At 67.1% G+C, this 12,299-nt stretch carries 12 protein-coding genes and 1 pseudogene; 1 reads left to right on the forward strand and 12 read right to left on the reverse strand.

Features of this window, described 5'->3' with window-relative positions; translation table 11 throughout:
* Positions 1-90 precede the first annotated feature (90 nt).
* The 7 genes and pseudogenes from OMK73_RS13315 to OMK73_RS13345 all read right to left on the reverse strand — a co-directional run bounded on the left by OMK73_RS13315 (position 91) and on the right by OMK73_RS13345 (position 6,022).
* Complete coding sequence (locus tag OMK73_RS13315) at positions 91-771, reverse strand: YoaK family protein (RefSeq protein WP_267602478.1); 681 nt, start codon at positions 769-771, stop codon at positions 91-93.
* A gap of 46 nt (positions 772-817) precedes the next feature.
* Positions 818-1,114 (reverse strand): XapX domain-containing protein, encoded by a 297-nt coding sequence (locus OMK73_RS13320; protein ID WP_267602479.1) that lies wholly within the window; start codon positions 1,112-1,114, stop codon positions 818-820.
* A gap of 50 nt (positions 1,115-1,164) precedes the next feature.
* Positions 1,165-1,605, reverse strand: coding sequence for a DoxX family protein (locus OMK73_RS13325; RefSeq protein ID WP_267602480.1), 441 nt, complete (start codon positions 1,603-1,605; stop codon positions 1,165-1,167).
* A 16-nt stretch (positions 1,606-1,621) separates the two neighbouring features.
* On the reverse strand, positions 1,622-3,487 hold the full coding sequence (locus OMK73_RS13330) for an amidohydrolase (protein ID WP_267602481.1): 1,866 nt from the start codon (positions 3,485-3,487) through the stop codon (positions 1,622-1,624).
* A gap of 136 nt (positions 3,488-3,623) precedes the next feature.
* Positions 3,624-4,625 (reverse strand): alpha/beta hydrolase, encoded by a 1,002-nt coding sequence (locus tag OMK73_RS13335; protein ID WP_324291726.1) that lies wholly within the window; start codon positions 4,623-4,625, stop codon positions 3,624-3,626.
* A gap of 140 nt (positions 4,626-4,765) precedes the next feature.
* Positions 4,766-5,451 (reverse strand): annotated as a pseudogene (locus tag OMK73_RS13340) (hydrolase).
* A 442-nt stretch (positions 5,452-5,893) separates the two neighbouring features.
* Positions 5,894-6,022 carry a hypothetical protein gene (locus OMK73_RS13345; RefSeq protein WP_267602482.1) on the reverse strand — a complete coding sequence of 43 codons (129 nt, stop codon included), beginning with the start codon at positions 6,020-6,022 and terminating at the stop codon, positions 5,894-5,896.
* Between the two features lie 174 nt (positions 6,023-6,196).
* Between OMK73_RS13345 and OMK73_RS13350 the strand changes: the two genes are divergently transcribed.
* Entirely contained in the window at positions 6,197-6,856 is a 660-nt protein-coding gene (locus tag OMK73_RS13350) for a response regulator transcription factor (RefSeq protein ID WP_267602483.1), read from the forward strand.
* A gap of 340 nt (positions 6,857-7,196) precedes the next feature.
* Here OMK73_RS13350 and OMK73_RS13355 read toward each other — a convergent pair whose 3' ends face one another.
* The 5 genes from OMK73_RS13355 to OMK73_RS13375 all read right to left on the reverse strand — a co-directional run bounded on the left by OMK73_RS13355 (position 7,197) and on the right by OMK73_RS13375 (position 12,269).
* Entirely contained in the window at positions 7,197-8,318 is a 1,122-nt protein-coding gene (locus OMK73_RS13355) for an alkene reductase (RefSeq protein WP_267602484.1), read from the reverse strand.
* 168 nt (positions 8,319-8,486) lie between these two features.
* Positions 8,487-9,410: a LysR family transcriptional regulator gene (locus OMK73_RS13360; RefSeq protein ID WP_267602485.1), complete on the reverse strand. Its 924-nt coding sequence runs from the start codon at positions 9,408-9,410 to the stop codon at positions 8,487-8,489.
* Between the two features lie 45 nt (positions 9,411-9,455).
* A complete protein-coding gene (locus OMK73_RS13365) occupies positions 9,456-10,139 on the reverse strand; it encodes a TetR/AcrR family transcriptional regulator (RefSeq protein ID WP_267602486.1) in 684 nt (227 codons plus the stop codon).
* 121 nt (positions 10,140-10,260) lie between these two features.
* Positions 10,261-11,910, reverse strand: a complete 1,650-nt coding sequence (actP, locus tag OMK73_RS13370) for a cation/acetate symporter ActP (RefSeq protein ID WP_267602487.1) — start codon at positions 11,908-11,910, stop codon at positions 10,261-10,263.
* A complete protein-coding gene (locus OMK73_RS13375) occupies positions 11,907-12,269 on the reverse strand; it encodes a DUF485 domain-containing protein (RefSeq protein ID WP_267602488.1) in 363 nt (120 codons plus the stop codon). Before OMK73_RS13375 ends, actP begins: the two co-directional genes overlap by 4 nt.
* Positions 12,270-12,299 lie beyond the last annotated feature (30 nt).

A 12,299-nucleotide genomic window follows, 5' to 3' on the forward strand; every position in this document is an offset into this window, starting at 1 on the left:
GCGCATATTGCGTGGGGTAGTGGCTGGTAGCCAGTAGTTGGTCGATGAGGCATGCATGGACGGACTGGTCGGCACACATTGATGCGTGCCCTACCTGGCGCCAGTCCCGAATTGTGCGAACAGCAGCACCAACAGGGCGATCGGCAGCAGCGCGCACCAGAAGCCAACGAGCATGTACGCCGTGGCGCCAAGCACAGCGCCGGACGCGAAGCCCAGCAGGGCGGGCGTGGCCTTGCGCAGGCGTGCGTAGATCGCCGTCTTCTGCTCGGGGCTCGCATGGCGCGCGTCGACCAGATCGATGATGATCTGCGTGGTGTTGCCGGTCATGATGGTGGTGGGGCCCAGCCCCGCGAGCGAGGTGCGGGAGAGCGCGTTCTGGATCCCCATGGCGGCCACCGCGAACAGCCCCGACGCGATCGCCGGCAGCGATCCGGGATCCACCGCAGGGGCGGCAGCCAGGCCCGCCAGCATGAAACACAGCATCAAGGCGCTTTCGATCAGCAGCAGCGGCGCCGGCGTCCGCCCACGGCGTTCCAGGGCGGTTTCCAGGCGGCGCGTGGCAGCCACTGAGAGGACGAACGCCGGCATAGCCAGCAGCTTGGGAAGCAGGCTGGCGGACGGGTTCTGCAGGGCAAGGCCGATCATGATGAAATTGCCTGTCACGTGCGCGGTGAACAGGCCGGCTAGCGCCGTGAACCCCACTACGTCGACATAGCCCGCCACGAAGCTCAGCAGGCTCCCCTGCGCATGGATGCCAGGCAGCTTACGCAAGGCCGCGATGTTGCCTGTCAGGCCGGCCCCGGTCGCCTGGCCGGGCTCAGTGCGATCTGGTGGCATTGTCCGGCGTTTTTGGCACTTCATTGCGAGCTATCGTCGCGGTTGCCGGCCCAGGAGTGCCGGTGATCTTGGGTACGCACTCCGCGTGGAACCAGGCAGCGGTGACGGGCTCGCCTGCCAGCATGCGCTTGATCGGCGGCACCACCTGCTCGCCGATCAGCATGCCGAGCAGCCCGATCAGCGCAACCACGGGCGGGGCGGGCGAGCGGACCTGCATCAGGGCGTAGATGATGCCGACCAGGATGCCGGCGCCAAGCGAAACGATATAGAGCTTCATTGCGTTTCCAGCGTTGAGGATGTGTTTTTGGATTGGCGGGCCGCCGTGCTTCATGCAGGGCGCGCGGCCGCGCGCCGGGAGAGGTCTTCCCACGCCACCAGCACAAAGCCGCCGACCAGGCCGATATGCTCGAAGAAGGCATTGGCCAGCATGAACTGCTCGGCCGGCGGCGCCGCCCAGAAGCGGTTGGCCAGGAAGGTGGCCATCAGCGTGAAGGCGGCCAGTGCCAGCGCGCCGAGCCAGCGGTACCAGCCGCACAGGATCATCAGCGACGCACCCAGCTCCAGCACGATCACCGCGGCGGCCAGCGGCGCCGCCGGCGCGAGGCCGAAGTGCTGCATCTCGGCGATGGCGCTGGCGAAGTCCATGGCCTTGACCAGGCCGCCTTGCAGGTAGGCGGCGCACAGCGCCAGCAGGGCCAGCCAGCGCAGCCAGGACGGCAGCCGCACGGCACCGGCCGCCGGGTGAATGGTGGAAGCGGGGCGGTTCATGTCGCGTCTGCCTGGTTCAGAAGGCCCAGCACGAGCAGCCGAGCGCGCCCCAGAAGGTGCTTTCGTCCGATGCAGGCACACCGGCGGTCCACGCGTTCGCATGGCCGTGGCCGTGCACGCCGCAGGCGCTGGCGCAGCCGCACGCGGTGTTGAGTGCGAGCGCTTTCGCCTGCGGCCGCGGCTGGTAGCCCCCGGCATGACGCACCGGCGACCAGTCCGGCATGGCGGGCGGCAGCGCCGGCGCGAGCTTGTCGAAATCGCCGTCGCCGTACACCACCTTGCCGCCCAGCACCGTCATCACCGAAGTGATGTCCTGGATCTCGTCCCCGGGCACGCTGAAGTAGTCGGCGGACAGTACCGCCAGGTCAGCCAGCTGGTCGGCCTTGATCTGGCCTTTCTTGCCTTCCTCCGACGAGAACCAGGTGTTGGCTTCGGTCCACAGCCGCAGCGCGGTGTCGCGGTCGAGCAGGTTGGCCTGCGGATACATCGACAGCCCGCCCACCGTCTTGCCGGTAGTCAGCCAGTACAGCGAGACCCACGGGTTGTACGAGGCCACGCGCGTGGCATCGGTGCCGGCGCCCACCTTGACGCCGCGCTCCAGCATGCGCTTGATCGGCGGCGTGGCCTCGGCCGCGCGCGCGCCGTAGCGCTCGACGAAGTACTCGCCCTGGTAGGCCATGCGGTGCTGCACGGCGATGCCGCCGCCCAGCGCCGCGATGCGATCGATATTGCGGTCGGTGATGGTCTCGGCGTGGTCGAAGAACCAGTGCAGGCCGTCGAAGGGCACGTCCTTGGCTACCTTCTCGTAGACGTCCAGCGCGCGCGAGATGGTCTCGTTGTAGGTGGCGTGCAGGCGCCAGGGCCAGCGGTTTTCCGCCAGCAGGCGGATCACCGGTTCGAGCTCGCCTTCCATCGACGGCGGCATGTCGGGCCGCTCGACGCGGAAGTCCTCGAAGTCGGCTGCGCTGTAGACCAGCATCTCGCCGGCGCCGTTGTGGCGGTACAGGTCGTCGCCCTGGCCAGGCTTGATCTGCTTGGACCAGCCGCTGAAATCGCTGAGCTCGTCCTTGGGCTTCTGCGTGAACAGGTTGTAGGCCAGGCGCACCGTGAGCTGCCCGTCCTTGTGCAGCTCCTCGATGATGTGGTAGTCCTCCGGGTAGTTCTGGTAGCCGCCGCCGGCGTCGATCACGCCGGTCACGCCCAGGCGGTTGACCTCGCGCATGAAATGCCGCGTGGAGTTCTTCTGGTACTCGGGCGGCAGCTTCGGCCCCTTGGCCAGCGTGGCGTACAGGATGGTGGCGTTGGGCTTGGCGAGCAGCAGGCCCGTGGGATTACCGGCCTTGTCGTGTACGATCTCGCCGCCGGGCGGATTCGGTGTGTCCTTGGTATAGCCGACTGCACGCAGCGCGGCGCCGTTGAGGATGGCCCGGTCGTACAGGTGCAGGATGAACACGGGCGTGTCCGGAGCCGCCGCATTCAGCTCCTCGATGGTCGGCAGGCGCTTCTCGGCGAACTGGTGCTCGGTGAAGCCGCCGACCACGCGTACCCACTGCGGCGCGGGCGTGCGCGCCACCTGGTCCTTGAGCATGCGCATGGCGTCGGCCAGCGAGCGCACGCCGTCCCAACGCAGCTCCATGTTGTAGTTCAGGCCGCCGCGGATGATGTGCATGTGGCTGTCGATCAGCCCGGGGATGGCGCGCCTGCCTTGCAGGTCGACCACCTTGGTGGTGGTGCCGGCTAGTTGCATGATCTCGAAGCGCGTGCCGACGGCGACGAACTTGCCGTCGCGGATGGCCACGGCTTCGGCCTGCGGATTGGCGCGGTCAAGGGTGGCGAACTTGCCGTTGACGAGGATGAGGTCGGGCGTGCTGGATTGTGTCATGGCGAAACTCCGGCTGGCAGCCGCCGCGCCCAGCGCGGCGGCGCCGGCGATGAACTGTCGGCGGGTCGGTGAGTGGGACGAGGAAGACGCGGGCAGGCCGTCCCGGCCTGCCATGGGGTCGCGGGACGGCATCCGGTCAGGCGGCCAGGAAAGCCAGCAGATCGGCGTTGACCTGGTCGGCGTTGACCACGCACATGCCATGCGAGGCGCCGGGATAGATCTTCAGCGTGGCGTTCTTGACGAGCTTGGCGCTGAGCTTGCCGGAGTTGTCGATCGGCACGATCTGGTCGTCGTCGCCGTGAAGGATGAGCGTCGGCACATCGATCTTCTTGAGGTCCTCGGTGTAGTCGACTTCCGAGAACTCCTTGATGCATAGGTACTGGCCGAGGATGCCGCCGGTCATGCCCTGTGCCCAGAAGTTGTCGATGGTGCCCTGCGAGACCTTGGCGCCGGGGCGGTTGAAGCCGAAGAACGGCACGGCCAGGTCCTTGTAGAACTGCGAGCGGTTGTCCGTCACGCCCTTGCGGATGCCGTCGAACACGTCCATCGGCAGGCCGCCGGGATGGGCTGCGCTCTTGACCATGACGGGCGGCACGGCGCCGATCAGCACCGCCTTGGAGACGCGCTTGGTGCCGTGGCGGCCGATGTAGCGGGCCACTTCGCCGCCGCCGGTGGAGTGGCCGACCAGCGCCGCGCCCTTGAGGTCCAGCGCCTCGATCAGGGCGGCCAGGTCGTCGGCATAGGTGTCCATGTCGTTGCCCTTGGCGGACTGGCTGGAGCGGCCATGGCCACGGCGGTCATGGGCGATCACGCGCAAGCCGTGCTGCACCAGGAACAGCATCTGCGCGTCCCAGGCGTCCGCATTGAGCGGCCAGCCGTGCGAGAACACGACCGGGCGGCCGCTGCCCCAGTCCTTGTAGTAGATCTCGGTGCCATCCTTCATCGTGACTTTGTTCATGGTGTGTGTTCCCGAGGTTGAATGGGCACTGGCCTTGCCTTGCGGCTTTGTGGCTGCGTCGGCGTCTGCGGCGGTGGCCCCGAGGGCCAGTGCGGCAGCGGCGCCGACCGTGCCAACGCCGCTGGCCAGCAGCCTGCGGCGCGACGAATCAACGACCTGTTCCTGCGTTTGCGCGTTCATGTTGTTTTCTCCCTGATCTGCGAAATATTCCCGGTGCGTGCGCTGCGCCGCTCGCGCCGCGCACGCGGCAATGTTGTCGTCGCTGGCTGAAAGCCCGGAGGCGGCTGCCGCGCATGGCCCGCGCTGACGCCGCCCGTTGCTCAGCGCGCCGGCACCGGCGCGACGGATTCGTGCGGCGTGGCGGTGCGCTGCGCGGCCTTGTGCACCATGGTGTAGGCGTAGTCCACGCCCATCCCGTAGGCGCCGGAGTGTTCCTTCGCCACCTTCATCACGGCATCATAGCTATCGCGATGGGCCCAGTCGCGCTGCCATTCGAGCAGCACCTGCTGCCAGGTCACCGGTACCACGCCGGCCTGCACCATGCGCTGCATGGCGTAGTCATGCGCTTCCTTGCTGGTACCGCCGGAGGCATCGCCAACCATGTAGATCTCGTAGTCGCCTTCGAGCATGGCGCACAGCGCGAAGGTGGTGTTGCAAACCTCGGTCCACAAACCGGCGACCACGACTTTCTTGCGCCCGTTGGCGGCCAACGCGTCGCGCACCTTCTGGTCGTCCCACGAGTTCATCGAGGTGCGTTCCAGCGTCTTCTGGTTGGGGAACACGTCCAGCAATTCGGGATAGGTGAAGCCCGAGAACGACTCACTCTCCACGGTGGTGATGGTGGTGGGGATGTTGAAGATCTTGGCGGCCTTGGCCAGCCCAACCACATTGTTCTTCATTGCCTGGCGGTCCATCGACTGCACGCCAAATGCCATCTGCGGCTGGTGGTCGATGAAGATCAGCTGGCTGTTCTGGGGGTCAGTACTTCGAGCTTGGGGTTGGACATGAATCTCTCCGGAAGTCGGGTTGGCGGGATCAGGGCGATCCCGGGTCGGGTGCTGCGGAACGCGATCGCGGCTGCGGTGCGGCCGTGATATGCGGGAGGAGGGGTGGCCTCCTTCCCGTGCAAGCAACCCGACGGCAGGCTAAACCCGCCCGGCGGTTGCAGCCATTGTCTGTTCGTATTAGTCGGGTGCCGTCGAGGCGTAGGCGGGTATGGCGCAGGGGCTGCGCGGGGCAGCTCAACGGCGCGTGCCGGAGCGGCTGGTAGTGTGGTTGACGGGAATCCAATGGAAATCCTGTCCTTTCGCGCCGTGCCCCAAGGCCGGGAAAGGAGATGATCGCGACCATGGCGTCACCGGACCCATCAAGGAAACACACCGCGCGGCCAACCGGGCGGGGGTTCGGGCGGGGGTTCGGGCCGGCGGCTGGCGATGGCCAGCGGGGAGTCAGGCATTGGCGCCTTCGGCGAAGGTATCCAGCTTGCCAGTGCGGTCCAGGCCAGCCATGTGGGCGCCATCGGTGAGGGCGGCGGCCTTGGCGGATGCAATCATGAAGCGCCGAATAATTAACTTCAATGTGAAGCTCACGACTTGAAGAGCAACAATAGACAAAAGTGGCCACACAAATCGACAATACGATGGCGAGGCAGTGGCGTACATTCCGGGCGGGGAGGCCTCGCAGCCCTGGACAGCAATCGGCACGGCCAAGCGCCTGCCGGTGCCTTTTGACGCTGAATGGAGACGCAGATCGTGACATCCCAAGACCTGGAGCCCGCCGAGCCGAGCGCTCGGGACGAAGCGTTGGTGCTGGTCGTCGACGACGATGCCATGCTGCGCAGCGCGCTCGGCAATCTGTTCCGCTCGGTCGGCATGAACGTCGCCCTGTTTGGCTCGGCGGCGGAACTGCTCGAGTACCAGATGCCAGACGTGCCCTGCTGCCTGGTTCTCGATGTCAGGCTGCGCGGCCCTAGCGGACTGGACCTGCAGGCGCGCCTGGGGCAGCTGGGTATCCACGTGCCGATCATCTTCATGACCGGCCACGGCGATATCGCCATGACCGTGGCCGCGATGAAGGCCGGCGCCGAAGACTTCATGGCCAAGCCGTTCCGCGACCAGGACCTGCTCGACGCCGTATCGGCGGCGCTGGAGAAGGACCAGCGCCGGCGCGAGGGCATGCGCCGGACCCAGATGCTGCGCGCCAGCCTCCAGACCCTGACGCCGCGCGAGTCGGAAGTGATGGCATTGGCGGTGTCCGGACTGATGAACAAGCAGATCGCCGGCGAGATGGGTATCAGCGAGGTCACGGTGAAGATCCACCGCGGGCAGGCCATGCGCAAAATGAAGGCGCGCACCTTTGCCGATCTGGTACTGATGGCGCAGCGGTTGGGCGTGTGCCACGCCGAACACTAGGCCGGGCGCACCTGAAGGCAGGAAAAAACCGGCCGGCCCCGGGGATGGTTGGGGCGCGGCCCGGCAAGGAGGGAGACACTGTACCGCAGTGCGGGGCCAGCCCCGCCGCACGCGCTGTCCGCCACCCGGATGCTCCAGTACCGTGGAGCGCCCCTGCTGGCGCTGCGCCTAGTCATCATCATAGGTAGGCCTCATTGCCCATGCCGCTATCCATCAGGACGGTTCGGCTAGGGTATGCGTTTAGGGAAATCAGACCTTGGTATGACTGACCGCAAAGCCGCGGGGCGTCGGCGCGCAGCTCCGCCAGCATCGCGCGCGGTTGCACTGAACCTTGCGGACATCACCGCCGCACGCGCGCGGCCGGATAGTCGGTGTAGCCTCCGGCACCGCCGCCGAAGAAGGAAGTGGCATCGGGCGCGTTCAACGGCAGGCCGCTGCGCAGCCGGGCGGGCAGGTCGGGATTGGCGATGAACGGGCGGCCGAAGGCGATGATGTCGGCGCGGCCGCTGGCGAGCGCGTGCTCGGCGGTGTCGCGGCCGTAGCCGCCCGCCAGCATCAGCACGCCGTGGTAGGCCGCGCGCAGTTGCTGGATGATCGCGTCCCAGCGGGGATCGGCGTGCTCCTCCTTGACGGTGCCGACCATGGCCGGCTCGACCAGGTGCAGGTAGGCCAGGCCCCGGGTATCGAGCTGGCGCACGATGTAGCCGAAGGTCTCTTCGGGCGATGCATCTCCCATGCCCATGAAGCGGCCCATGGGCGTCAGCCGCACGGCAACGCGCGCGGGCCCGACCTCCGCCGCGATCGCGTCCACCACCTCCAGCAGCAGCCGTGCCCTGTTCTCTATGCTGCCGCCGTAGGCGTCGTCGCGCTGGTTACTGTTGGAGTTGATGAACTGGTCGAGCAGGTAGCCGTTGCCGGCGTGGATCTCCACGCCGTCCATGCCGGCGGCCATGGCGTTGCGGGCGGCGTGCCGGTAGTCGGACACGATGTCGTGGATGCCGTCGAGGGTCAGCGCCTGCGGCACCGGCACGTCGCCCCAGGCGCCGTTGCCATGCGCGTCGATAATGAAGGTCTTGCCGGGGACCGGCAGGGCGCTGGGCGCCACTGGCAGCGCGCCGCCGGGCTGGAACACCGGGTGCGAAACGCGGCCAACGTGCCACAGCTGCATGAAGATGATGCCGCCCTGGGCGTGCACGGCGTCACTGACGGCCTGCCATCCCTGGATTTGCGCCGCGCTATGGATGCCCGGTGTCCAGGCGTAGCCCTGGCCCTGCTGCGAGATCTGCGTGGCTTCGGTGACGATCAGCGCCGCGCCGGCACGCTGCCGGTAGTACTCGGCATTCATGTGGGTGGGCACGTTGCCGGGCTGGCCGGCGCGCGAGCGCGTCAGCGGCGCCATGGCAACGCGATGCGGCAGGGTATGGTTGCCGAGGCGAATGGGGGTGAAGAGATGGTGGGTCACGGTGGTTCTCCGTCAGGTGCGATGGGTCGGTCGGCGGCAGCAGGCTTGCCCTCGCGCCGCGCTGGCTGTCTCGGAAGAGATGACCTGAAGGTTAGGCGCCAACCCATCGCCGGAGAATCGGGCCGCCGCGCAACGTTGCGTTGCGCTGGCGGCAAGGGGAAAGGGGAGTCAGCCGCCCGCTTCGTTCCGGCCGGTCGGGCCGGGAATCCGGGAGAGAAAGTCGAGGAAGGCGGCGATGCGCCGCGAGCCGCGCTGGTTGGGCAGGTAGAGCGCGGTGATGGCCGAGCTGGCGCGGTTGGGGTTGACGGTCCAGTCTTCCAGGAGGGCGGTCAGCCGCCCGCTCTGGATATCGTCGTCGACCAGCCAGTCGGGCAGCAGGGCGATGCCGCCGTCGGCCAGCGCCAGTTCGCGCAGCACTTCGGCGTTGTTGCTCTTGAAGGTGCCCGGAACGGGCACCTGGATTTCCTCGGTGCCGCGCAGCAAGGTCCACAGCTGCTGGCCCGCGCCGTAAGTGAAGCGCAGGCACGCGTGCCCGGGCAGCTCCGCAGGTGCGGTGGGGATGCCGTGCTGCTGCAGATAGCCCGGGCTCGCCACCAACCTGCGCCGGAACGTGCCGATCTGACGCGCCACCACCTCGTCGAGCGTCGCGGCGCTGCCCAGGCGGATGGATAGATCGATGCGTTCGCCGAGCAGGTCGACAATCTCGTCGGTCAGCGTTACCTCCAGTTCCAGCTTCGGATACTGCGCGATCAGGCTGCCGAGGAACGGCGCGATGCAGCGGCGCCCGAACGCCACCGGCAGCGACACGCGAAGCTGGCCCACAGGTGTATCGCCGCGGTCGGCGATAAGCGCATCGGCTTCCGCCACCGCGTCGAGGATCTTGCGCGCCCGCTGGTAATAGGCAGCGCCGGCTTCGGACACCGTCACCTGCCGCGTCGACCGGTTCAGCAGCACGGTGCCCAGCTCCTCCTCGAGGCTGTCCATCATGCGGGTCACCGATGACGTGGCCAGGTTGACCCGGCGCGCGGCGGAGGAGAACCCCTTGGCGTCGACCGTCTCGACGAACAGCTTCAGTGCCAGCAGCTTGTCCATAGGTAAGACTCCAGCGGTAAGGGGGTCGTCTATCCCTGCAGGGGCTCAGTTGCCGGGCTGGTCGGGCGCGCGCAGGGAACGCATGACGGCAGGCGCGCCGTGGAGAAACATGTCCACCTTGCGGCGGATCACGGCGCCGATGTCCGCGGGCACCTTGAGGCCATAGACCCATTTGCGCACGCCGAGATAGAAGATGGCCGCGTGCAGGCCCCAGATCATCTCGACCTCGGCCTCCAGCTCGGCCGCATTGCGCGGCTCTGGGATGCCGTACGCGGCGCGCACCTCGGCCAGCACGGGCAGGAAGACCTTGCTGCGCAGCTTGCTGAGGTACTTGTTGTTGATGCCTTCCCGCGTGAGGCCGGCAAAGATGAAGACCCGGATCCATTCCTCGCGCAGGATCACGGAGGCATAGTCGAGGTAGAACGCATACAGCCGTTCGGTCAGTGGCGTGGCGCGATCGGCGATCTGGCGTTCCCAGTCGGGCCGCCATTGGAACACTTCGCTGTAGACCCGATCGATCAGCGCCTCCTTGCTGGAGAAGTAGCGGTACAGCAAGGGCTGGGTGACGCCAATCTGCTTGGCGAGATCGCGCGTGCTGCCGGAGAATCCGTTGCGCGTGAAGTGTTCGATGGCCTTCTGCACGATCTGCTGCTCCCGTTCTTCGGGGAGCAGCCGTTTTGCGGTCTTGGCCGGGGCAGGGTGCTCCGGCGGCGTTGCGTCTCGTTTCATTCGATCACCTGTGACAGGCACGTCCCTTGCGGAGCGCTTGCGGCATTGTACCAATCGGGTGATAAATTGCGAGGCTCGGCCGGGCTGCCGGCAGTGCGGCCGGCAGCACAGGGCACGGGACCTACCGTGGCTTGACCAGCCCGAGCTCGCAATCGACCAGCTGATTGTTGAAGGCGCCGCGTTCACGCGCACCGCGCGCAGACCGATCGGTGACCGAGAACACGTAGATGCCGGCAAAGGCCACCAGCATGGAGAACAGCGCCGGATATTCGTAGGGGTAGATGGCGCTCGCATGGCCGAGCACCTGCACCCACACTGTCGGGCTCAGCACCGTCAGCACCACCGCGGTCAGCAGCCCGAGAGAGCCGCCCACCACGGCGCCCCGCGTGGTCAGTCCGCGCCAGTAGATCGACAGCAGCAGCACCGGGAAATTCGAGCTGGCGGCGATCGAAAAGGTCAGGCTGACGATAAAGGCAATGGTCTGCTTCTCGAACAGGATGCCTAGCAGGATGGACAGCACGCCCAGCACCAGCGTGGTCATCCGGGAGACACGCATCTCCTCCTTGTCGGTGGCGCTGCCCTGGCGCAGGACCTTGGCATAGAGGTCGTGCGAGATGGCGGAGGAGCCGGCCAGCGTCAGCCCCGCCACCACGGCCAGGATGGTCGAGAACGCCACAGCGCAGATGAAGCCGAGGAAGAGGTTTCCGCCGACGGCATGGGCCAGGTGCACGGCCACCATGTTGACGCCGCCGATCACCGCGCCGGAAGCCGTGTGGTAGGCCGGCTCGCTGGCCACCAGCGCGATCGTGCCGAAGCCGATGATGATGATCAGCGCGTAGCCGAGGCCGACGATGCCGGTGGCATACAGGATGCTCTTGCGTGCCGCCTTGACGTCGCCGACGGTGAAGAAGCGCATCAGGATATGCGGCAAGCCGGCGGTGCCGAAGATCAGCGCCAGGCCGAGAGATACCGCCGAGACGGGATCGGAGACCAGGCCGCCCGGGCTCATGATGGCCGCGTGCTTGCCGTGGGCCTCGATGGCCTGCGCGAACAGCGCATTCAGGCTGAAGCCGAAGCGGCTCATGACCATGAACGCCATGAAAGCGGCGCCCGCGAGCAGCAGCACCGCCTTGATGATCTGGATCCATGTGGTGGCCAGCATGCCGCCGAAGAACACATAGACCACCATCAGCACGCCGACCAGCACGACCGCCGCCGTGTAGCTGAAGCCGAACAGCAGCTCCACCAGCTTGCCGGCCCCCACCATCTGCGATACCAGGTACAGCAGCACGATGACGATGGAGCTGGACGCGGAGAACGCGCGGATGGGGCGCTGCTGCAGGCGGTAGGAGACCACGTCCGCCAGCGTGAAGCGGCCCAGGTTGCGCAGCGGCTCGGCGATCAGGAACAGGATGATCGGCCAGCTGGCGAGAAAGCCGATGGAGTAGATCAGGCCGTCGTAGCCGCTGGTGAAGACCAGCGCGGAGATGCCCAGCAGGGAGGCCGCCGACATGTAGTCGCCGGCAATGGCCCAGCCGTTCTGCAGTGCGGTGATCTTGCCACCTGCTGCATAGTGGTCGGCCACGCTGTGGTTGCTCCTGGCGGCCCAACGCGTGACCACCAGCGTGGCGGCGACGAACACCAGGAACATGGCGATGGCGATGACGTTCATGCCCTGGCCCACCGAGCTCTGTGCCGCAGACGCTGGCAAGGCGGCAAGCAGCAGGGCTGCGGCAGTGGCGGAGATGGAGAAAATGGCGGTTCGGTTCATTTTGCTGCCCCTTGCTTGAGCTCGCCGATGCGCTGGTCGTACACGGTGTTGGTCCGATGCACGTACACCGCCACCAGCAGGAAGGTCAGCGCGAACATGCCGAAGCCCACCGGAATGCCCACGCTCATGGGCTGGCCCAGGGTCAGCTGGCGGCCCAGCAGCGCGGGCCGGAAGGCGAGCGTGAGGATGTAGCCGAAGTACACCGCCAGCATGATGGCGGTCAGGGCCCACGCGAACCTGCGCCGCGCGCGCACCAGGGACTGGAATGCCGGATCGGCGAGCAGGGGATTCGGTGGGGGCGCAGCGAGCGCGGCGCTTTCGCGGGCGGCTGCGGCAAAGGTGGGGGCGGTGTGTTCCAAGGTTGTCTCCGTTGGGGGCGGTTGGTCTGG

Origin of the sequence: Cupriavidus sp. D39 (assembly GCF_026627925.1) — a bacterium.
Lineage (GTDB): Bacteria > Pseudomonadota > Gammaproteobacteria > Burkholderiales > Burkholderiaceae > Cupriavidus > Cupriavidus ulmosensis.

Coding starts and splice junctions, on each gene's coding strand:
- OMK73_RS13335 (WP_324291726.1), bottom strand. CDS start 4,625: ATGAACGCGCAAACGCAGGAACAGGTCGTTGATTCGTCGCGCCGCAGG.
- actP (WP_267602487.1), bottom strand. CDS start 11,910: ATGAACCGAACCGCCATTTTCTCCATCTCCGCCACTGCCGCAGCCCTG.
- OMK73_RS13360 (WP_267602485.1), bottom strand. CDS start 9,410: ATGGACAAGCTGCTGGCACTGAAGCTGTTCGTCGAGACGGTCGACGCC.
- OMK73_RS13365 (WP_267602486.1), bottom strand. CDS start 10,139: ATGAAACGAGACGCAACGCCGCCGGAGCACCCTGCCCCGGCCAAGACC.
- OMK73_RS13330 (WP_267602481.1), bottom strand. CDS start 3,487: ATGACACAATCCAGCACGCCCGACCTCATCCTCGTCAACGGCAAGTTC.
- OMK73_RS13320 (WP_267602479.1), bottom strand. CDS start 1,114: ATGAAGCTCTATATCGTTTCGCTTGGCGCCGGCATCCTGGTCGGCATC.
- OMK73_RS13325 (WP_267602480.1), bottom strand. CDS start 1,605: ATGAACCGCCCCGCTTCCACCATTCACCCGGCGGCCGGTGCCGTGCGG.